16 protein-coding genes are annotated in these 20,371 nt (G+C 68.7%); 12 read left to right on the top strand and 4 right to left on the bottom strand.

The window, feature by feature from the left end:
• Positions 1–3 precede the first annotated feature (3 nt).
• Positions 4–849 (bottom strand): MurR/RpiR family transcriptional regulator, encoded by an 846-nt coding sequence (locus BO996_RS26960; RefSeq protein ID WP_016448717.1) that lies wholly within the window; start codon positions 847–849, stop codon positions 4–6.
• 208 nt (positions 850–1,057) lie between these two features.
• Here BO996_RS26960 and tal point away from each other — a divergent pair, with 208 nt between their 5' ends.
• The 3 genes from tal to BO996_RS26945 all read left to right on the top strand — a co-directional run bounded on the left by tal (position 1,058) and on the right by BO996_RS26945 (position 4,769).
• On the top strand, positions 1,058–2,011 hold the full coding sequence (gene tal / locus BO996_RS26955; protein WP_012207472.1) for a transaldolase: 954 nt from the start codon (positions 1,058–1,060) through the stop codon (positions 2,009–2,011).
• 4 nt (positions 2,012–2,015) lie between these two features.
• A complete protein-coding gene (pgi, locus tag BO996_RS26950) occupies positions 2,016–3,638 on the top strand; it encodes a glucose-6-phosphate isomerase (RefSeq protein WP_071956825.1) in 1,623 nt (540 codons plus the stop codon).
• A gap of 231 nt (positions 3,639–3,869) precedes the next feature.
• Positions 3,870–4,769, top strand: a complete 900-nt coding sequence (locus tag BO996_RS26945; RefSeq protein WP_012207470.1) for a transporter substrate-binding domain-containing protein — start codon at positions 3,870–3,872, stop codon at positions 4,767–4,769.
• On the opposite strand, the gene pdxR is transcribed toward BO996_RS26945, so the two are convergent.
• Positions 4,754–6,280 (bottom strand): MocR-like pyridoxine biosynthesis transcription factor PdxR, encoded by a 1,527-nt coding sequence (gene pdxR / locus BO996_RS26940; protein ID WP_071956824.1) that lies wholly within the window; start codon positions 6,278–6,280, stop codon positions 4,754–4,756. The two genes, BO996_RS26945 and pdxR, sit on opposite strands and share 16 nt — an antisense overlap.
• A 242-nt stretch (positions 6,281–6,522) precedes the next feature.
• Between pdxR and BO996_RS26935 the strand changes: the two genes are divergently transcribed.
• Genes BO996_RS26935 through BO996_RS26905 form a run of 7 tightly spaced genes read left to right on the top strand, consistent with a single transcriptional unit; the run spans position 6,523 to position 14,715 of the window.
• Positions 6,523–8,118 (top strand): ABC transporter substrate-binding protein, encoded by a 1,596-nt coding sequence (locus BO996_RS26935; RefSeq protein ID WP_071956823.1) that lies wholly within the window; start codon positions 6,523–6,525, stop codon positions 8,116–8,118.
• A 17-nt stretch (positions 8,119–8,135) separates the two neighbouring features.
• On the top strand, positions 8,136–9,113 hold the full coding sequence (locus tag BO996_RS26930) for an ABC transporter permease (protein ID WP_071957228.1): 978 nt from the start codon (positions 8,136–8,138) through the stop codon (positions 9,111–9,113).
• A gap of 4 nt (positions 9,114–9,117) precedes the next feature.
• Entirely contained in the window at positions 9,118–10,026 is a 909-nt protein-coding gene (locus tag BO996_RS26925) for an ABC transporter permease (protein WP_043790046.1), read from the top strand.
• On the top strand, positions 10,026–11,054 hold the full coding sequence (locus BO996_RS26920; RefSeq protein WP_071956822.1) for an ABC transporter ATP-binding protein: 1,029 nt from the start codon (positions 10,026–10,028) through the stop codon (positions 11,052–11,054). Before BO996_RS26925 ends, BO996_RS26920 begins: the two co-directional genes overlap by 1 nt.
• Positions 11,051–12,073 (top strand): ABC transporter ATP-binding protein, encoded by a 1,023-nt coding sequence (locus BO996_RS26915; protein WP_071956821.1) that lies wholly within the window; start codon positions 11,051–11,053, stop codon positions 12,071–12,073. The genes BO996_RS26920 and BO996_RS26915 overlap by 4 nt, the downstream gene beginning before the upstream one ends.
• 19 nt (positions 12,074–12,092) lie before the next feature.
• Positions 12,093–13,757, top strand: coding sequence for an amidohydrolase (locus BO996_RS26910; protein WP_071956820.1), 1,665 nt, complete (start codon positions 12,093–12,095; stop codon positions 13,755–13,757).
• Position 13,758: 1 nt separating this feature from the next.
• Positions 13,759–14,715: a CobW family GTP-binding protein gene (locus BO996_RS26905; protein WP_071956819.1), complete on the top strand. Its 957-nt coding sequence runs from the start codon at positions 13,759–13,761 to the stop codon at positions 14,713–14,715.
• Here the strand turns inward: BO996_RS26905 and BO996_RS26900 are convergent.
• Positions 14,690–15,610: a LysR family transcriptional regulator gene (locus tag BO996_RS26900; protein ID WP_012207461.1), complete on the bottom strand. Its 921-nt coding sequence runs from the start codon at positions 15,608–15,610 to the stop codon at positions 14,690–14,692. The genes BO996_RS26905 and BO996_RS26900 overlap by 26 nt on opposite strands.
• 166 nt (positions 15,611–15,776) lie before the next feature.
• On the opposite strand from BO996_RS26900, the gene hglS reads away from it, so the two are divergent.
• Positions 15,777–17,192 carry a 2-oxoadipate dioxygenase/decarboxylase HglS gene (hglS, locus tag BO996_RS26895; RefSeq protein WP_034397069.1) on the top strand — a complete coding sequence of 472 codons (1,416 nt, stop codon included), beginning with the start codon at positions 15,777–15,779 and terminating at the stop codon, positions 17,190–17,192.
• A 111-nt stretch (positions 17,193–17,303) separates the two neighbouring features.
• Positions 17,304–18,581 (top strand): aminotransferase-like domain-containing protein, encoded by a 1,278-nt coding sequence (locus BO996_RS26890; RefSeq protein ID WP_071957227.1) that lies wholly within the window; start codon positions 17,304–17,306, stop codon positions 18,579–18,581.
• Between the two features lie 109 nt (positions 18,582–18,690).
• On the opposite strand, the gene groL is transcribed toward BO996_RS26890, so the two are convergent.
• Positions 18,691–20,334 (bottom strand): chaperonin GroEL, encoded by a 1,644-nt coding sequence (groL, locus tag BO996_RS26885; protein WP_013800679.1) that lies wholly within the window; start codon positions 20,332–20,334, stop codon positions 18,691–18,693.
• Between the last annotated feature and the right edge of the window lie 37 nt (positions 20,335–20,371).

Genomic DNA, 20,371 nt, shown 5'->3' with positions numbered 1-20,371 from the left:
GTGCTACGTGTAGCGCTTGGCCCGCAGGTTGTTCTTCATCTGCTCCAGCGCAGGCTGCAGGGCCGGGCCGATGCGCAGCGCCACGCAGGTGGCCAGCACGTCGATGACCAGCAGGTGCAGCAGGCGCGACACCATGGGGCTGTAGCGGTCGTAGCCCTCGGGATGGTCGGCGGCCAGATGGATGTGGCAGGCCGAGGCCAGGGGCGAGCCACTGGCGGTGATGGCAATCGTGGTGGCGCCGTTCTTGCGCGCAATGTCGGCGGCGTCCATCAGGTCGCGCGTGCGGCCCGAGTTGGAAATGATCACCGCGCAGTCGCCGGGTCCCAGCAGGGTGGCGCTCATCACCTGCATGTGGCCGTCGCTGGTGGCCAGGCTGGTCACGCCCAGGCGAAAGAACTTGTGCTGTGCATCCTGCGCCACGATGCCCGAATTGCCTGCACCGTAGAACTCGATGCGCCGCCCCGTCTGCCAGGTCGAGGCGATGGCCTGCGCCGCCTGCTCTATGGCCGTGGTGCTGGCGGCATTGCGGTACTGCAGGAAGGCGGCCACGGCGTTGTCCACCACCTTGACCATCACGTCGCTGGTCTTGTCGTCGGTGTCCACGCTGCGGTGGATGAAGGGCACGCCCTCGCTGACGCTGCCGGCCAGCTTGAGCTTGAAGTCGGCCAGGCCGTCGTAGCCCATGCTGCGGCAAAAGCGCACCACCGTCGGCTTGCTGACATGGGCGCGCTCGGCCAGTTCGCGCACCGGCTGCCGTGCAAAGGCCCGTGGATCGGCCAGCACCAGGCGGGCCACGCGTTGTTCGGCGGGAGCAAGCGAGGGCAGCGAGGCGGTGATGCGGTCCAGCATTAGGCGGTGGGCGTTGTTCTGTGGGTAAAGGGAAGCGGTTGCCGCAAGGCAGGTCCAGCGCGCATTTTGCATGAGCGGCAGCCTTCGCTTACTTTCCTGACGCCAATGCAAACCATGCGCGCGCATACACTCGGAGGATTTGCCGGTACAACCGCACCGCCCTGGTGCGATGCCGCCCCTCGCCAGGCTCCCGCCCAAAGGATGTTCCATGAACCAGCTTGATGCGCTTCGACAGTACACGACCGTGGTGGCCGATACCGGCGACTTCCACCAACTGGCCCAGTTCCAGCCGCGGGATGCGACCACCAATCCCTCGCTCATCCTCAAGGCGGTGCAAAAGCCCGAGTACGCACCGCTGATGCGTGCCACCGTGGCCCAGTACAAGGGCCGCAGCCTCGACGAGGTCATGGACCGCATGCTGGTGCGCTTCGGCTGCGAGATCCTGAACACCATTCCGGGCCGTGTCTCCACCGAAGTCGATGCGCGCCTGTCCTTCAATACCTCGGCCACCGTGGCGCGTGCCGAGCGCCTGATCGAGCTGTACCAGGCAGAAGGCGTGCACATCGACCGCGTGCTCATCAAGATCGCCTCCACCTGGGAAGGCATCGAGGCGGCGCGCCAGCTGGAGCTGCGCGGCATTCACACCAACCTCACGCTGCTGTTCTCGTTCTGCCAGGCCGTGGCCTGCGGACAGGCCAAGGTGCAGCTGATCTCGCCCTTCGTGGGCCGCATCTACGACTGGTACAAGAAGCAGGCCGGCGCCCAGTGGGACGAGGCCGCCATGGCCGGCGCCAACGACCCCGGCGTGCGTTCCGTGCGTGCCATCTACGAGCACTACAAGCACTTCGGCATCGCCACCGAGGTCATGGGCGCGAGCTTTCGCAACACGGGCCAGATCGTCGCACTGGCCGGCTGTGACCTGTTGACCATTGCCCCCGAACTGCTGGCCCAGCTGGGCGCCAGCGATGCGCCCCTGTCGCGCGCCCTGGACCCCGAGGCGGCGCGGACCCTGGAGCTCGATCCCGTGCACTACGACGAGGCCGGGTTCCGCCTGGCCCTCAACGAGGACGCCATGGGCACCGAAAAGCTGGCAGAAGGCATTCGCGCCTTTGCTGCCGACACGCGCAAGCTCGAAGCATTGATGCAGCAGGCCGCAGACTGATTGGATGAAGACCTTGCCCGTTCTGTGCAATACCTTGCCGGCATGGCCGGCACTTGAAATCCATTTCCACGAAGACATCCAGACCCTGGATCTGCGCCAGGCCTTTGCCGCGGACGCGGGCCGGCTGGACGCGCTGAGCCAGCAGGCGCCCCATGTCTTTGCCGACCTGTCCAAGAACCTCTGGACCGAGCGCACCGAAGAGCTGCTGCGCGAGCTGGCGCAGCAGGCCGGCGTGCTGGCCCAGCGCGACGCCATGCTGGCCGGCGAGCCCGTCAACTGCACCGAGGGCCGTGCCGTCATGCACTGGCTGCTGCGCATGCCGCGCGACGGCGGCCAGCTGCGCCACTGCGCCACCGTGCAGCAGTGGCAGCCGGCCATGCACGAGGCGCTGGGCCAGGTGCACGAGACGCTGGACGCCATGCTGGCCCTGGCCGAGCAGGTGCGTGGCGACGAGGGCATCACCGACATCGTGAACATCGGCATCGGCGGCTCGCACCTGGGCCCCGAAGTGGTGGTCAATGCGCTGGAGGACTGGGTCGATGCGGGCAAGAATTTCCATTTCGTCTCCAACGTCGATGGCCATGAGCTCGGCCATGTGCTGCGCCGCGTGCGCCCGCACAGCACGCTGTTCCTGATCGCCTCCAAATCCTTCACAACGGCCGAGACCATGCTCAACGCGCACTCGGCGCGCCGGTGGTTCCTGGAGCAGGGCGGCAGCGAGGATCCGCAGGCCGCATGCTCCATCGACCGGCACTTCGTGGCGCTCACCACCAATGTGCAGGCCGCAGCCGACTTCGGCATCCGCCGCACGCTGGGTTTCTGGGACTGGGTGGGCGGCCGTTTTTCGCTGTGGTCGGCCATCGGCCTGCCGGTGGCCATTGCCATCGGCGCGGCGCAGTTCCGTGCGCTGCTGGGTGGCGCCCATGCCATGGATGCGCATTTCTTTTCCTCCGGCGTGGAGGGCAACCTGCCGCTGCGCCTGGGCCTGCTGGACGTCTGGTACCGCGATTTCTGCGGTTTCTCCAGCCGCTGCATTGCCCCCTACAGCCATGGCCTGCGGCGGCTGACCGCCTACCTGCAGCAGCTGGAGATGGAGAGCAACGGCAAGGGCGTGACGCGCGACGGGCAGACACTGCCCGTGCGCACGGCGCCCGTGATCTGGGGCGAGCCCGGCACCAATGGCCAGCATGCCTTCTTCCAGATGCTGCACCAGGGCCAGGACGTGATTCCCGTGGAGTTCATCGCGCTGCGCGACGGCGGCAAATACCTGGGCGCCCACCACCAGAGCCTGGTCGTCAACGCCATTGCCCAGGCCCAGGCCCTGATGGAGGGGCGCCACGGAGAAGAAGGGGCAGAGCGCCATTGCGCGGGCAACCGGCCCAGCAGCTTCCTGCTGCTGCAGCAGCTGGACCCGGCATCGCTGGGCGCACTGATCGCGTTGTACGAGCACCGTGTCTTCTCGGCCGGTGCGGTCTGGGGCATCAACAGCTTCGACCAGTGGGGCGTGGAGCTGGGCAAGCACCTGGCGCGCCAGCTGCATGCGCGCCAGGACAGCGGCGACTGGCAGGGCGTCGATGCCTCGACGCAGGGCCTCATGCACCGGCTTGCGGCAGGGTCGGCCGGCTGACCGGGCGCGGCGGGCCTGTGGCTCCCGCGGCGCACCAGCAGGGTGCCGGGTCATGTGGGTGGAGCATGACCTTCTTCCATTTCATCGTTATGCACAGGCGCCTGATTGCTCGATAGTTGATGCAATCGCCTTGACGGCGGCCCTGCCTGGAGGCAGCCGGTGACGGCGGCACGGCAGGGTGGAGGCGCAGCGCGCCTTCGGACCTGCAACAACTATCCAAGGAGACCCTCGATGCGATTCGTACTGGCCCATGTGGCGATGGCATGTGTGGTGGCGGCAACTGGCGCTGCCCATGCACAGGAGGCGGCCGGCACGCTGGACAAGATCCAGAGCACAGGCAAGGTGGTGATGGGCGTGCGCGAAAGCTCGGCGCCCATGGCCTATGCCTTCGGCACCACGCAGAAGTACGTGGGCTACCACGTGGAGCTGTGCGAGAAGGTGCTGGCGCAGATCGTGCCCAAGGCCAAGATCGAGTACATGGCCCTGACCTCGCAGAACACCATGCCCCTGGTGCAGAACGGCACCGTGGACATCGGCTGCGGCCCGACCACGAACAACCTCGCTCGCCAAAAGCAGGTGGCCTTTGCCGTGACCACCTACGTGAGCCAGGTGCGCATGGCCGTGCGTGCCGACTCGGGCATCACCTCCTTCAAGCAGCTCGACGGCAAGCCCGTGGCGGCCTCGGCCGGCACGACCGCCGTGCAGCTGCTGCGCAAGTACGGGCGCGACAATGGCGTGAACCTGCCCACCTCGCTGGGCAAGGACCATTTCGAGAGCTTTCTGATGCTCGAATCGGGCCGTGCCGATGCCTTCGTGCTGGACGACAACCTGCTGGCCGGCGTCATCGCCAACTCCAAGAATCCTGCAGGCTTCAAGATCGTGGGCGAGGTGCTGGGTTCCGAGCCCATTGCCATCCTGTTCCGCCGCGATGATCCCGCCTTCAAGAAGGCCGTGGACGACGTGCTGGTGGGCATGATGGCCTCGGGCGAAGTGGCGAAGATCTACGACAAGTGGTTCGTGCAGCCCATTCCGCCCAAGAATGCCCCGCTGAACCTGCCCATGAGCGACCTGCTCAAGCAGCTGCTGCAAAAGCCCAACGACAAGCCGCTGGAATCCTACGCGCAGCAGTGATTGCGGGCTGAGTCCAGCTCCATCACCGCCCGCGCCAGCGCCTGGATGCCGGCATCGATCTGATCGATGGCAATGGAGGACAGGCGCAGCCGGAAAAAGGGGCAGGGCTGGCGCGGCGTCGCAAAGAACGCGCTGCCTGCCTCGATCAGCACGCCGTGGCGGCGCGCCACGGCGGCCAGCGCATCGGCATCCAGCCACGCCGGCGCCTGCACCCACAGCGATGCGCCGCCCTGGGGCTGGCGGAAGATGAAATCCGGCAGGTGTGCGCGCAGCGAGCGGTCCACCTGCGCCACGCGTTCCAGCATGGCCTGGTTCACGCGGCGCGCATGGGCCTCATGGTGGCCCAGCGACAGGAACAGCGCATAGGCGTGCTGCAGAAAGGCGCTGGGGTGGCGCACCATGGCATGGCGCAGCACGCGCAATTCATCGATCAGCGCGCGCGGCGCGACGATATAGCCCAGCCGCAGCGCGGGCGACAGGCTCTTGGACAGCGACCCCACATAGATCACACGCCCGCTCTTGTCCAGGCTCTTGAGCGCGGGCATGGGCGTGCCCTGGTAGAGGTTCTCAGCCTCGTAGTCGTCCTCGATGATCACGAAATCGCCCTGCTCGGCGCGGCGCAGCAGCTGCTCGCGCCGCTGCAGGCTCAGCGTCACGGTGGTGGGGCTCTGGTGCGAGGGCGTGACGAACAGGTAGTCCAGCGGCGGCAGGCCATCGACCACCACGCCTTCCTCGTCCACGGCCACGGGCACCCAGTGGGGGCGGCGCAGCGAAAAGGTGTTGCGGGCATGCGGGTGGCCGGGCTCCTCGAAGCCCAGCCGCTGCGAGGGGGCCAGCAGCGCGTCGGCCAGCAGGTAGAAGGCCTGCTGCGCGCCCACGGTGACCAGGATCTCTTCCTTGAGCGCGAACACGCCGCGCCGGGGCAGCAGGCGCAGGCGGATCTGCTCGATCAGGTCGGGAACGTCGTCTGTCTCGAAGTCCGGCGTCCAGTGCGGCAGCTGGGCGCGCGCCAGGCTGCGCGTGCAGCATTCCCGGAAGCCTTCGGTGGGAAACAGCGCGGGATCGTGCATGCCGTAGACGAAGGGGTAGGGGTACTCGCGCCACTGCAGCGGCTTGGACAGCGTATGCCTGTCCGTCAGCGAGCGCAGCACGCGTGCAGACCAGTCCGGTGCGGGCTCCCCGGGACTTGTCGCAGGCAGGGCCAGGGCGCCGTCCACACCAGCCAGGCGCGAATCCCGGGCCACGAACACGCCGCTGCGCGGGCGGGCTTCCAGAAAGCCTTCATCCACGAGCTGCTCGTAGACCGTGGTCACGGTATTGCGCGACACCTCCAGCAGGCGCGACAGCTCGCGCGAGGGCGGCATGGCCGCGCCGGGCGGCAGGCGGCCTTCGAGGATGGGCTGAACCAGGGCCAGGCGCAGGCGGTCCTTCAGGGGAAGGCCGGGCTGCTCGGGCAGCGCGAACAGGCGGGCCCACTGGTGGCGTGGGTCTGTGGCGGAAGGGGTGCTCATGGCGCAACGGAGGCAATCGGGGGGCGTTCTTGGCGCGGCGGGGCAGAGGGCGCGCGGTCGGCGCCATGTTGCGGTGCGGGTGCGGGCAAGTAAAGGTTTGGGCCGGCCGACGCGGGTAAACACCGGGCCTCTGGCTCCTACGTTTGGACGGCTGTGGCCCCCGCGGCCCGCGCCCTTGTTGCGTATTCTGGATTGAAGGCAGCGAGCCGCGCGGCCTGGCGATCCAACGAGGGAGACAGTCCATGCACACCATCACTTTCCGACGCCGCGCCCTGGCGGCCCTGGCCCTGGCCGGCGCGCTGGCGGGCCTGGCGGCCACGCCGCTGCAGGCCCAGGAGCCGCAGCGCGGCGGCACCCTGATCGTGGGCAGCACCCAGGTGCCACGGCACCTGAACGGTGCCGTGCAATCGGGCATTGCCACGGCCATGCCTTCCACCCAGCTGTTCGCCAGCCCGCTGCGCTTCGATGACCAGTGGAAGCCCCAGCCCTACCTGGCCGAATCCTGGAAGCTGGCCGAGGACGGCAAGTCGCTGACCCTGAACCTGCGAAGGAATGCCGTGTTCCACGACGGCAAGCCCATCACCTCGGCCGACGTGGCCTTCTCCATCATGGCCATCAAGGCCAACCACCCGTTCCAGACCATGCTGGGGCCCGTGGAGAAGGTGGACACGCCCGACCCCTACACGGCCATCATCCGCATGAACGCGCCGCATCCGGCCATCCTGCTGGCCATGAGCCCGGCGCTGGCGCCCATACTGCCCAAGCACATCTATGGCGACGGTGCCGACCTCAAGACCCATGCGCGCAACAGCGCCGACGTGGTGGGCTCGGGGCCGTTCAAGCTGACCGAGTTCCGCGCGGGCCAGCGCATCGTGATGGAGCGCTTCGACAAGTTCTTCCTGCCCGGCCGGCCCTATCTGGACAAGCTGGTCTTCAACATCGTGCCCGACTCCTCCAGCCTGCTGCTGAGCCTGGAGCGCGGCGACGTGCAGATGGTGCCCTACCTGCAGGCCTCCATCGACCTGAAGCGCCTGTCCACCAATCCCCAGATCACGTTGACCGGCAAGGGCTTCGAGGGCATAGGCTCGATCAACTGGCTGGCCATCAACACCGACAGGAAGCCGCTGGACGATGTGCGCGTGCGCAAGGCCATTGCGCATGCCATCGACAAGAACTTCATCACCAAGGCGCTGATGGGCGGCTTCGCCACCGTGGCCGACGGCCCCATCGTGGCGGCCAGCCCCTTTGCCTCGGCCGACCTGGTGCGCTATCCGCTGGACCTCAAGAAGTCGGCCGCTCTGCTGGACGAGGCCGGCCTCAAGCCCGCCTCCAACGGAGAGCGCTTCAAGATCAGCATCGACTACCTGCCGGGCACGGACGAGCAGCAAAAGAACGTGGCCGAGTACGTGCGTGCCCAGCTCAAGAAGGTCGGCATCGCCGTCGATGTACGGGCCTCGGCCGACTTCCCGGCCTGGTCCCGACGCCTGGCCACGCACGACTTCGACCTGTCCATGGACATCGTCTTCAACTGGGGTGATCCGGTCATCGGCGTGCACCGCAGCTACCTGTCCACCAACATCAAGCCCGTGGTCTGGACCAACACCCAGTCCTACCGCAATCCCAAGGTGGACGAGCTGCTGAACACGGCCAGCAGCACGCTGGACACGGCCGAGCGCAAGAAGCTCTATGCGGCCTTCCAGAAGACCGTGACCGACGAGCTGCCGGTGATCTTCATCAACAACTCGCCCTACCACACGGCTGCGCGCAAGAACGTGGGCAACCTGCCGACCACGGTCTGGGGGCCGGCCTCGCCCTATGACGAGATCTTTCTGAAGTAGTCGGGGAGGTGCAGTCCATGGCTTTTCTTCGCACACTCCTCAAGCGGCTGCTTCAGGGCCTGGCGCTGGTGCTGGCCGTGGTGGTGCTGAACTTCATGCTGGTGCATGCGGCGCCCGGCGATCCCGTGGAGACCATTGCCGGCGCCAGCGGCGGCATGGAGCCCGAGCTCATGGCCGAGCTGCGCACACGCTACGGGCTGGACCGGCCGCTGCCCGTGCAGCTGGGCATCTACCTGGCGCGCGTGGCCAGTGGTGATCTGGGCTACTCCTACTTCTTCAACCTGCCGGTGGCGCAGATGATTGCCGAGCGCGTGCCCGCCACCTTGCTGCTGGTGCTGGCCGCCGTGCTCACGGCCTTCGTGGTGGGCACGCTGCTGGGCGTGCTGTCCTCGCGCCGGCCCAACGGCCTGTTGTCGCAGTGCATCACCGTGCTGTCCCTGGTGGGCTTTGCGGCGCCCGTGTTCTGGACCGGCATGCTGCTGGTGCTGGCCTTTGCCTCCTGGTGGCCCGTGCTGCCGGTGTCGGGCATGCGCTCGGCCGATGCCGCAGGCGGCGCAGGCCTTGCCGACCTGCTGGACGTGGCCCGGCGCCTGGTGCTGCCTGCGCTGACACTGGCCCTGGTCTACCTGGCGCAGTACAGCCGGCTGTCGCGCTCGTCCATGCTGGACGTGCTGGGCGCCGACTACATCCGCACGGCGCGCGCCAAGGGACTGGCCGAGCATGTGGTGCTCTACCGCCATGCGCTGCGCAACGCGCTGCTGCCCGTGGTGACCATGCTGGGCCTGCAGTTCGGCAACGTCATGGCTGGCGCCATCATCGTGGAGACGGTCTTCAACTGGCCGGGCCTGGGCCGGCTGGCCTTCGACTCGGTGCTGCGGCGCGACTACCCGACCATCCTGGGCGTGCTGCTGTTCTCCTCCATCGTCGTGGTCGTGATGAACCTCGTCACCGACCTGTGCTACCGGCTGATCGATCCCCGCATCAAGGCGGCCTGAGACCATGAATGCCATCACACCACCTTCCGTGTCCGTGCCGAGCGTCGCCGCGCCGCAGGCCGCAGCCCATGCCGAGCACCCGGCGCGCGAAGCGCTGCGCATGTTCCTGCGCAACCCCTCGGCCATTGCCGGCATGGCCATGCTGCTCATCGTGCTGCTGGTGGCCATCGCCGGTCCCTGGATCTGGCCTGCGGACCCGTTCGAGATCCGCACCATGCCGCTGAGCCCGCCGTTCAGCGAGGAGGCCTGGCTGGGCAGCGACCAGCTGGGGCGCGACGTGCTCACGGGCATCATCCACGGCGGCCGCGCCACGCTGATGGTGGGCGCCTTCGCGGCTTTGCTGTCGGTGTGCATCGGCGTGACGCTGGGGGCGATGGCCGGCTACTACGGCGGCCGCGTCGATGCCCTGCTGATGCGCGTGACCGAGTTCTTCCAGGTGCTGCCTGCGCTGCTATTCGCCATGGTGGTGGTGACGCTGTTCTCGCCCTCGCTGGTGACGGTCACGCTGGCCATCGGCAGCGTCAGCTGGCCGGCCACTGCGCGGCTCACGCGGGCCGAGTTCATGCGCATCCGCCAGCTTGAATTCGTGCGCGCGGAGAGCGCCATCGGCGCGCGCCACGGCCGCATCATCTGGAAGGTGATCCTGCCCAATGCGCTGCCGCCGCTGGTGGTGTCGGCCACGCTGGCCGTGGGCGCCGCCATCCTGTTCGAGGCCGGCCTGTCCTTCCTGGGCCTGGGGGACCCCAACCAGATGAGCTGGGGCCTGATGATCGGGTCGGCCCGCCAGTACCTGCTGTCGTGCTGGTGGGCCGTGGCCTTTCCCGGTGCCGCCATCTTCGTCACCGTGCTGGCCGTCAGCCTGATCGGCGACGGCCTCAACGATGCACTCAACCCCAAGCTGAGGGAGCGCTGATGGACACCGACACCCCCCTGTTGCAAGTGAGCGGCCTGCGCGTGGCCTTCCAGGGCCGGCGCGGCCAGGCGACGGTGCTCAACGGCGTGGATTTCGATCTGCGCGCGGGCGAGACCCTGTGCGTGGTCGGCGAATCCGGCTGCGGCAAGAGCATGACGGCGCTGGCGCTGCTGCGCCTCATTCCCTCGCCTCCGGGCCGCATCACGGGCGGGCAGGTGCGCTTCCAGGGCGAGGACCTGGTGGCCGCCGGCGAGGCCCATATGCGCCAGGTGCGCGGCAACCGCATCTCCATGATCTTCCAGGAGCCGATGACCTCGCTGAACCCGGTGCTCACCGTGGGCGAGCAGATCGCCGAGCCGCTGCGCCTGCACGCCGGCCTGGACGCGGGCGCCGCGCGCCAGCGCGCGGTGGAGATGCTCCGGCAGGTCGGCATCCCCGCGCCCGAGCGGCGCGTGCACGAGTACCCGCACCAGCTGTCGGGCGGCATGCGCCAGCGCGTGATGATCGCCATGGCCCTGGCGTGCCGGCCCGACATCCTGATCGCCGACGAGCCCACCACGGCGCTGGACGTGACCGTGCAGGCGCAGATCTTCGACCTGCTGCGCGAGCTGCAGCGCGAAAAGGGCACGGCCATCGTGCTGATCACGCACGACATGGGGGCCGTGGCCGAGATGGCGGACCGCGTCATGGTCATGTATGCGGGCCGCGTGATCGAGCAGGGCCGCTGCGAGCAGGTGCTGTCGGCGCCCGCCCATCCGTACACGCGCGGCCTGATCGCCTGCCTGCCCGAGCTGGGCAGCAGCCAGGCAGGCGGGCGCACCGAGCTGCCCGAGATCCCCGGCGTCGTGCCCTCGATCTGGGAGTTGGGCAGCGGCTGCGCCTTTCGTGCGCGCTGCCGCGAGGCCCAGCCGCGCTGCGCCAGCGAGGCGCCGCCGCTGACCGCGCTGGATGATCCATCCCACGGCGTGGCCTGCTGGCTGCACGCTCCCGCTTCCCGCATCCGCGCCCACACGGAGGCCCTGGCATGAACGCACGCATGGACGATACCCTCTTGCAGGTGGACGATCTCCAGGTCCACTTTCCGCGCCCGGGCAAGGGCCTGTTCGGCAGGCCCGAGGTGGTCAAGGCCGTGGACGGCGTGTCCTTCAGCCTGCGGCGCGGCAGCACGCTGGCCGTGGTGGGCGAGTCGGGATCGGGCAAGACGACCACGGCGCTGGCCGTGATGCGCCTGGCGCCCGTGACGGCGGGCCGCATGCAGCTGGGCGATACCGACCTGGGCGGCCTGTCGGGCGAGGCCCTGCGCCAGGCGAGGCGGCGCATGCAGATCGTGTTCCAGGACCCGTTCTCCTCGCTGAATCCGCGACAGCGCGCGGGCGATGCGGTGCGCGCTCCGCTGGACCTGATGGAGGTGGGCACGCCAGCCGAGCGCGAGGCGCGCGTGGCCGAGCTCTTCACCCAGGTCGGCCTGCGGCCCGAGCAGCGCCAGCTATTCCCGCACCAGTTCTCGGGCGGCCAGCGCCAGCGCATCAACATCGCGCGCGCCCTGGCCACGCGGCCCGAACTGGTGGTCTGCGACGAACCCGTGTCGGCGCTGGACATCGCCATCCGCGCGCAGATCCTCAACCTGCTGGCGCGGCTGCAGCGCGAGCTGGGCCTGAGCTACCTGTTCATCTCGCACGACATGGCCGTGGTCGAGCACATCTGCGACGACATCGCCGTCATGTACCTGGGCCAGATCGTGGAGCGCGCACCGCGCCAGGCCTTCTTCGCGCGGCCGCTGCATCCCTACAGCGTGGCCCTGATGTCGGCCGTGCCCACGGTGCGCGGCGGGCGTGAGCGGGCGGCGCGGCGCATCCGGCTGGCCGGCGATCCGCCCAGTCCTATCGACCCGCCTGCGGGCTGCCGCTTCGCCGGGCGCTGCCCCGTGGCCGTGCCTGCGTGCTCGGCCGAGGCGCCACCGCTGCGCGAAGCCGCCCCCGGCCACTGGGTGCGATGCATCCGCGTGGACCACATCGATGGCGTGCCGCGCGCGCCCCTGGCCCTGTGAACCCGGAGCACCCGCCACCATGAGCATCACCGTCTACGCCGCCCGCAAGATCATCACCATGAACCCCATGCAGCCCGAGGCCACGCACGTGGCCGTGCGCGACGGGCGCATCCTCGCGGTCGGGGACCTCGCGCGCTGCACGGCCTGGGGCGAGTGCCGCATCGACGAGCGCTTTGCCGACCAGGTGCTGCTGCCCGGCCTGGTGGAGGGCCACTGCCACCTCAAGGAAGGCAGCATGTGGGATTGGACATACACGGGCTGGTTCGACCGGCGCGACCCCGACGGAAAGACCTGGCCCGGCCTGCGCTCCATGGATGCCGTGGTGGACCGCCTGGCCGAGGTGGCGGCGCGCATGGATGCGCAGGGCCTGCCGGCCGGCCAGCCGCTGATCGCCTGGGGGTTCGATCCCATCTACTTTGGCGGCGAGCGCATGACGGTGGAGCACCTGGACCGCGCCGCCGCAGGCCGTCCCGTCGTCATCTCGCACGCCAACGGCCATTTGATGAACGTCAACAGCGCCATGCTGCGCCTGGCCGAGATCACGCGCGACAACGAGGTCGAGGGCGTGGTGCGCTTTGCGCCCGGCCACGCCCTGGCCGGCGAGCCCACGGGCGAGCTGCAGGAGCCGGCCGCCATGTTCCTGGTGCTGCGCAAGATCGGCAACGCCGGCCTGCTGGCGCCCATGACCGAGGCGGGCGTGCGCTCCTTCGCGCGCCTGGCCTGCCGCCAGGGCGTGACCACGGCCACCGACCTGGTCAACAGGCTGGGTGAGCAGGACTGCCGCGTGCTGGAGGCCGCGCTGGCCGATGATCAGGTGCCCATCCGCATCCTGCCTGCCTTCCAGGCGTTTCACGGCACGCATGGCGCCGAGGCCGGTGCCGAGCATGTGCGCACGCTCATGGCGCGCAACACCGACCGGCTGCGCTACGGCCTGGTCAAGATGATGTTGGACGGCTCCATCCAGGGCTTTTCGGCGCGCCTGCGCTGGCCCGGTCACTACAACGGGGCGCCCAACGGCATCTGGGTCACCGCGCCCGCGCAGTACGAGGCCGATTTCGAGACCTATCACCGCGCAGGCCTGCTCATCCATACGCACACCAATGGCGACGAGGCCAGCGAGGCCGCCATCGACGCCATAGGCCGCGTGCTGGCCCGCGCCCCCCGGCCCGACCATCGCCATACGCTGCAGCATGGCCAGATGATCGATGCGCCGCTGTTTCGCCGCATGGCGGCGCTGGGCCTGTGCGCCAACCTGTTCGCCAACCACCTCTGGTACTGGGGCGACCAGCACTACGAGATGACCATGGGGCCGGACCGGGCCATGCGGCTCGATGCCTGCGCCAGCGCGCTGGCCGCCGGCGTGCCGCTGGCCATCCATTCGGATGCGCCCGTCACGCCGCTGGGGCCGCTGTTCACCGCCTGGTGCGCGGTCCACCGGATCACGCCCAAGGGCCGCGTGCTGGGCGCGGCCGAGCGCCTGACCGTGGCCCAGGCCCTGCATACCGTCACGCTGGGCGCGGCCTGGACACTGAAGATGGACCACGAGATCGGCAGCATCGAATGCGGCAAGCGCGCCGACTTCTGCGTGCTGGAGGACGATCCGCTGTCCCTGGACCCCATGGTGCTCAAGGACCTCAAGGTCTGGGGCACGGTGCTGTCGGGGCGCGTCTTCAAGGCGGCATGACATGGGACAGCGGCTGCCGTTCACGGTCATCGGCGGTTTCCTGGGCGCCGGCAAGACCACGCTGCTCAACCACTGGCTGGGCCATGCGGATGGCCAGCGGCTGGCCGTGCTGGTCAACGACTTCGGTGCGCTCAACATCGATGCAGGCCTGATCAAGGCCCACAGCGGCGACACCATCGCGCTGACCAATGGCTGCGTGTGCTGCCAGATCGGCGATGACCTCTCCATGGCCCTGATCGGCGTGCTGCAGCAGCGCGAGCGCTTTGACGCCGTGGTGGTCGAGGCCAGCGGCGTCTCCGATCCCTGGCGCATTGCCCAATTGGGCCTGGCCGATCCCGCATTGGCGCTGGACGGCGTCATCGTGGTCGTCGATGCCGCTGCCCTGCCCGGGCAGGCGGCCGATCCGCTGCTGGCCGACACGCTGCAGCGCCAGGTGGCCCGGGCCGATCTGGTCATCGTCAACAAGACCGATCTGGCCGATACCCGGACCCTGGAGCGCGTGCACCGCTGGATAGCCAGCCACGCGCCAGCCGCGCAACGCTGCGATGTGCACGAAGCCCGGGTGCCCGTGGAGCTGCTCAGTGGCGCAGCCCTGCTGCGTGGCGTGCGGGAGGTTTCATGGGGTACCGGCACTGCGCGCCCCATGCATGGCCGGCAGTTCGAGACCTGGTCCTGCCAGCCGCCCGGGATGCTGTCCGAGACGGCCCTGCAGGCGTGGCTGCAGGCCATGCCGGCTGGCGTGCTGCGGCTCAAGGGCGTGGTGCAGACCGGGGCGGGCCATTGGAGCGAGCTTCAATTTGCCGGGCGCAGCGGCCGGCTGCGCGCCGCATCAGCGCCCGTGCAGCGGCAGGTGCCCGCCATCGTGGCCATCGGCCTGGCCGGGCAGCTTCCGGTGGCCGCGCTGCAGGCGCTGGTGGCAGGCGCTGCGGGCGTCAGGGCTGCGGGCCGTCCCGCATGAAATCCTGGGCTGCCTGCTGCAGCCACTCGCGCAGGCTTTGCAGCGGCGGGTAGTTGCCGCGGCTCGTGGGCCAGGCCAGGTAGTAGCGCTCGGCGCTTTCCATCTCGGGCAGATGGGGCAGGGCACGCACCAGATCGCCCTGGGCCAGTTCCCGCTCGATCAGAAAACGCGGCAGCAAGGCCACGCCCACGCCGGCGATGGCGGCCTGGGCGGCGGTGGCGAACTGGTCGAACAGCATGCCCTGGCCCTCGGCCATGGGCGCATGGTGCACGGACAGCCAGCGCTGCCAGGCATCGGGGCGCGATGCCAGGTGCAGCAGCGGCGCCTGCAGCAGGTCCTGGGGCTGGGCAAAGCCATGCTGGGCCAGCAGGGCGGGGCTGCAGGCAGGCACCACGGTCTCGCTCATCAGAAAGGCCAGCTCGGCGCCCGGCCAGTGCGGCAGGCCGAAATGGATGGCGGCGTCCACGGCTTCGAGCTGGAAGTCGAACTGGGACAGCCGCGTCGTCAGGTTGATGGTGATGCCCGGGTGGGCGCTGAAGAACTGCGGCAGGCGCGGCGCCAGCCAGCGCGTGCCGAAGGTGGGCAGGATGGCCAGGTTCAGGCTGCCGCCGCGCGGGTTGGCCCGAAAGCCCAGCGTGGCGGTGGAGATGCGCATCAGCGCGCCGCGTATCTCCTGGGCATAGGCCTGGCCGGCCGGACTGAGCCGCACGGTCTGGCGCTCGCGCACAAAGAGCTCCGCCTCCAGCCGCTCCTCCAGCGCGCGGATCTGGCGGCTGACGGCGCTTTGCGTCAGGTGCAGCTCGGCCGCAGCTGCCGTGAAGCTCTGGTGCCGGGCCGCCGCCTCGAAGGCGCACAGCAGGGACATGGGGGGCAGGAAACGGCGGGACAGCAGCATGGCAGAGGGCGGTGGGGCAATCGTGGGAGGGGCATTCTGTTTGGGAATGACCTATGGGCCTGATTATCGTTTGACCAGGCTCAAGGCGCAGACCTAGCATGCGTGCCAGGAATCCACCCCGCCGCAGGGCTGCCCTGTGGCTCCAACTTCAGTCCCCACGAGCACCATGTCCTCTACGCCTGCCCACACCTTCGTGCCCTCCGACGAGATCCGCGCACGGTTTTCCAGCGCCATGTCAGAGATGTACCGCGATGAAGTGCCCCAGTACGGCACGCTGATCGAACTCGTGGCCGACATCAACCAGCGCACGCTGCAGGCCGAGCCCGCGCTGCTGGCCCGGATGCAGCGCAGCGGCGAGCTGGCCCGCCTGGGCGTGGAGCGCCACGGCGCCATCCGCGTGGGCACGGCGGCCGAGCTGTCCATGCTGCGCCGCCTGTTCGCCATCATGGGCATGGAGCCCGTGGGCTACTACGACCTGTCGGTGGCCGGCGTGCCCGTGCACTCCACGGCCTTCCGCCCCGTGGGCGATGCGGCGCTGCTGGCCAACCCTTTCCGCGTCTTCACCTCGCTGCTGCGCCTGGACCTGATTGCCGACGAGGCGCTGCGGGCCCAGGCGGGCGCCATCCTGGCGCAACGCAGCATCTTCACCGAACGCGCGCTGGCGCTGATCGCCCAGGCCGAAGCCCATGGCGGCCTGGCCGACGCCGATGCCGACGCATTCGTGCGCGAGGCACTGGAGACCTTCCGCTGGCACAGCGAGTCCACCGTGGACGGCACCACCTACGATGCGCTGCACAAGGCCCACCGCCTGATCGCCGACGTGGTCTGCTTCAAGGGCCCGCACATCAACCACCTGACGCCGCGCACGCTGGACATCGACGCCGCCCAGGCCGCCATGCCCGCACGCGGCATGGACGCCAAGGACGTGGTCGAAGGCCCCCCGCGCCGCGCCTGCCCCATCCTGCTGCGCCAGACCAGCTTCAAGGCGCTCAAGGAGACCGTGCGTTTTGCGGGCGATGCCACGGGCGCGGGCTCGCACACGGCGCGCTTCGGCGAGATCGAGCAGCGCGGCGTGGCGCTCACGCGCAAGGGCCGCGCGCTCTACGACCAGCTGCTGGCCCAGGTGCGCGACATGGGCAGCGCAGGCAGTGCCGCGCCGGACTACGGCAGCCGCCTGGCCCAGGTCTTCGAGGCTTTCCCCGACACCCATGAGCAGCTGCGCCGGCAAGACCTGGCCTTCTACCGCTTCACGCTGAGCGACGAGGGAGCCGCCCTGGCCGCAGGCGAGGCCGCAGCGGCCGCCGCCTCGGACCTGGACGCCCTGATCGCCCGCGGCCTGGCCCAGGCCGAGCCCATCGTCTACGAAGACTTCCTGCCCGTGAGCGCGGCCGGCATCTTCCAGTCCAACCTGGGCGGCGAAGAGCAAAAGCAGTACGCGGCCCATGCGGCCCAGCAGGCCTTCGAGGCCGACCTGGGTGCCCGCGTGCATGACGAGATCGCGCTGTACGAGCAGGCCCAGCAGCGCTCCATCGACCAGCTGCGCAGCGCGCTGCGCGGCCAGGCCACCAAGGTCGCTGCATAGGCGCCGACCCGGGCTGAGCCCGCCGCCGTTGATCCCCTTCCCCGGGGCGCATGCACAGGCGCCAGGCCTGCGCGTGCGCCCCTTTGTTTTTGCCATTTGCCGGAGGCCTTCATGAGCACCGCAGACCAGGGCGCGTCGTCGCCCACCGCCCATCTGTTCAACTCGCTGTTCGCACAGCCCGAAGGCTCGCCGATCCGCGAGCTGTTTCCGTACCTGAGCCGTCCCGGCATGCTCTCGCTGGCCGGAGGCTATCCCTCGCCCAGCCTGTTCGATGCCGAAGGTTTGCAGCAAGCCGCCATGGCCGCGCTGCAGCAGGATGCCGCCACCAGCCTGCAGTACGGCGCCAGCGAAGGCCAGCTTGCGCTGCGCGAAGCCCTGGCCGCGCTGTGCGCCACGCGCGGCATTGCCTGCACGCCGGCCGACATGATCGTGACCACGGGCTCGCAGCAGGCCTTCGACCTGCTGGTCAAGGTGCTGGTCGAGCCCGGCGACCCGGTGCTGGTCGAGGTGCCCGCCTACCCGGCCACGCTGCAGACCCTGAAGCTGGCCCAGGCACAGGTCGTTGCCGTGCCCACGGACGAGCAGGGCCTGGACACCGAGGCCCTGGCCCGCCTGCTGGCGCAGTGGCCCCATGCGCGTGCCCCCAAGCTGCTCTATACCGTGCCCAGCTTCTCCAACCCGGGCGGCACCCTGCTGCCCGCGGCGCGGCGCACGGCCCTGGTGGCGCTGGCACGCGAGCATGGCTTTGTCATCGTCGAGGACGACCCCTATGGCGAGCTGCGCTTTGCCGGCCAGCGCGAACCGTCGATCTACGAAACGGGCCTGGCGCTGTGCGGCGCCCAGGCCAATCCCGTGGTCTACCTGTCCAGCCTGTCCAAGACCGTGGCGCCTGCGCTGCGCATCGGCTGGATGCTGGCCGACGCCCAATTGCTGCGCCGCTGCACCATCGCCAAGCAGACGGCCGATCTGTGCACCTCGCCGCTGGCGCAGATGATCGCCGCGCACTATCTGCGCTCGGGCCGCTATGCGCCCCAGCTGGCCCAGGCCAGCGCCGAGTACGCGGCGCGCATGGATGCGCTGTGCTCTGGCATGCAGTCGGCCCTGGGCGATCAGATCCGCTTCGTGCGGCCTGCGGGGGGCATGTTCGTCTGGGCCCAGCTGCTGCCGCCGCAGCGGCTTGCGGGCGACTCCCAGGCCCTGGCCCGTGCGCTGTTCACGGCAGCGGTGGAGCAGGGCGTGCTCTATGTGCCGGGCAAGGCCTTCTTCCCGGCCGATGCGGCAGACAAGGCCGGCCTGTGCATGCGCCTGTCGTATGCGGCGCCCACCGTGCCCCAGATCACCGAGGCCGTGGCACGCCTGGGCCGGGCCTGGGGCCAGGCCGTGTCCTGAAAGACATAGGCAAAAGCGTTCATGCAATGACAAAGGCCGCCCGAGGGCGGCCTTTGTCTTGCTGGGCAAACCGGGCATGGCGCAAGGCCTGCCCGGTTGCGGCGGGCAATTACATGCCCATGCCGCCCATGCCACCCATGCCGCCCATGTCGGGCATGGCAGGGCCGCCTTCAGCCTTGGGAGACTCGGCGATCATGGCTTCGGTCGTCAGCAGCAGCGATGCCACGGAAGCGGCGTTCTGCAGGGCCGTACGCGTCACCTTGGTCGGGTCCAGGATACCCATTTCCAGCATGTCGCCGTAGGTGTCGTTGGCAGCGTTGAAGCCGTAGTTGCCCGAGCCGTTCAGCACGGCGTTGACCACCACCGAGGGCTCGCCACCGGCGTTGGCCACGATTTCGCGCAGGGGCGCTTCGATGGCCTTCATGATCAGCTTGATGCCGGCGTCTTGCTCGGCATCGCCGGTCTTCAGGTCGCCCACGGCTTGCTTGGCACGCAGCAGAGCCACGCCGCCGCCGGCCACGATGCCTTCTTCCACAGCAGCGCGGGTAGCGTGCAGGGCGTCTTCAACGCGGGCCTTCTTTTCCTTCATCTCGACTTCGGTGGCAGCGCCAACCTTGATCACGGCAACGCCGCCAGCCAGCTTGGCCACGCGCTCTTGCAGCTTTTCGCGGTCGTAGTCGCTGGTGGCTTCTTCGATCTGGATGCGGATCTGCTTGACGCGGGCTTCGATTTCAGCAGCTTGGCCAGCACCGTCGATGATGGTGGTGTTTTCCTTGCCGATTTCGATGCGCACTGCCTGGCCCAGGTCTTCCAGGGTCACCTTGTCCAGCGCCAGGCCCACTTCTTCAGCGATGACCTTGCCGCCCGTCAGGATGGCGATGTCTTCCAGCATGGCCTTGCGGCGGTCGCCGAAGCCAGGAGCCTTGACAGCCACAACCTTCAGGATGCCGCGGATGGTGTTGACCACCAGCGTTGCCAGGGCTTCGCCTTCGACGTCTTCTGCAATGATCAGCAGGGGACGGCCGGCCTTTGCCACGGCTTCCAGCGTGGGCAGCAGGTCACGGATGTTGCTGATCTTCTTGTCGAACAGCAGCACGAAGGGGTTGTCCAGCAGGGCAACCTGCTTTTCAGGGTTGTTGATGAAGTAGGGCGACAGGTAGCCGCGGTCGAACTGCATGCCCTCGACGACGTCGAGTTCGTTGGCCAGCGACTTGCCTTCTTCAACGGTGATCACGCCTTCCTTGCCGACCTTGTCCATGGCTTCGGCAATGATGCTGCCCACGGATTCGTCGGAGTTGGCGGAGATCGAGCCGACCTGGGCGATTTCCTTGGAGGTGGTGGTGGCCTTGGATTGCTTCTTCAGCTCTTCCACCAGGGCGGCGACAGCCTTGTCGATGCCGCGCTTGAGGTCCATGGGGTTCAGGCCGGCGGCCACGTACTTGGTGCCTTCGCGGACGATGGCCTGTGCCAGCACGGTGGCGGTGGTCGTGCCGTCACCGGCGATGTCGTTGGTCTTGGAGGCCACTTCCTTCACGAGCTGGGCGCCCATGTTCTGCAGCTTGTCCTTGAGTTCGATTTCCTTGGCGACCGAGACACCGTCCTTGGTCACGGTGGGGGCGCCGAAGGAGCGCTCCAGCACCACGTTGCGGCCCTTGGGACCCAGGGTGACCTTGACCGCGTTGGCCAGGATGTTCACGCCTTCAACCATGCGGGCGCGTGCTTCGCCGCCGAAAACTACGTCTTTTGCTGCCATTTCAATTCTCCGGATTCAGTTGGAAAGTGCGGTTTCG

The organism is Delftia sp. HK171 (genome assembly GCF_001886655.1).
Lineage (GTDB): Bacteria > Pseudomonadota > Gammaproteobacteria > Burkholderiales > Burkholderiaceae_C > Comamonas > Comamonas acidovorans.
Note: the sequence above shows the minus strand (reverse complement) of the source record. Positions and strands in the feature narration are given on the sequence as shown.

Excerpts from the sequence above, each read along its gene's own strand:
- BO996_RS26935 (WP_071956823.1), top strand. The coding sequence starts at position 6,523 with ATGCACACCATCACTTTCCGACGCCGCGCCCTGGCGGCCCTGGCCCTG.
- pgi (WP_071956825.1), top strand. The coding sequence starts at position 2,016 with ATGAAGACCTTGCCCGTTCTGTGCAATACCTTGCCGGCATGGCCGGCA.
- BO996_RS26910 (WP_071956820.1), top strand. The coding sequence starts at position 12,093 with ATGAGCATCACCGTCTACGCCGCCCGCAAGATCATCACCATGAACCCC.
- BO996_RS26920 (WP_071956822.1), top strand. The coding sequence starts at position 10,026 with ATGGACACCGACACCCCCCTGTTGCAAGTGAGCGGCCTGCGCGTGGCC.
- BO996_RS26915 (WP_071956821.1), top strand. The coding sequence starts at position 11,051 with ATGAACGCACGCATGGACGATACCCTCTTGCAGGTGGACGATCTCCAG.
- BO996_RS26890 (WP_071957227.1), top strand. The coding sequence starts at position 17,304 with ATGAGCACCGCAGACCAGGGCGCGTCGTCGCCCACCGCCCATCTGTTC.
- tal (WP_012207472.1), top strand. The coding sequence starts at position 1,058 with ATGAACCAGCTTGATGCGCTTCGACAGTACACGACCGTGGTGGCCGAT.
- pdxR (WP_071956824.1), bottom strand. The coding sequence starts at position 6,280 with ATGAGCACCCCTTCCGCCACAGACCCACGCCACCAGTGGGCCCGCCTG.
- groL (WP_013800679.1), bottom strand. The coding sequence starts at position 20,334 with ATGGCAGCAAAAGACGTAGTTTTCGGCGGCGAAGCACGCGCCCGCATG.
- BO996_RS26900 (WP_012207461.1), bottom strand. The coding sequence starts at position 15,610 with ATGCTGCTGTCCCGCCGTTTCCTGCCCCCCATGTCCCTGCTGTGCGCC.
- BO996_RS26945 (WP_012207470.1), top strand. The coding sequence starts at position 3,870 with ATGCGATTCGTACTGGCCCATGTGGCGATGGCATGTGTGGTGGCGGCA.
- BO996_RS26925 (WP_043790046.1), top strand. The coding sequence starts at position 9,118 with ATGAATGCCATCACACCACCTTCCGTGTCCGTGCCGAGCGTCGCCGCG.
- BO996_RS26905 (WP_071956819.1), top strand. The coding sequence starts at position 13,759 with ATGGGACAGCGGCTGCCGTTCACGGTCATCGGCGGTTTCCTGGGCGCC.
- hglS (WP_034397069.1), top strand. The coding sequence starts at position 15,777 with ATGTCCTCTACGCCTGCCCACACCTTCGTGCCCTCCGACGAGATCCGC.
- BO996_RS26960 (WP_016448717.1), bottom strand. The coding sequence starts at position 849 with ATGCTGGACCGCATCACCGCCTCGCTGCCCTCGCTTGCTCCCGCCGAA.
- BO996_RS26930 (WP_071957228.1), top strand. The coding sequence starts at position 8,136 with ATGGCTTTTCTTCGCACACTCCTCAAGCGGCTGCTTCAGGGCCTGGCG.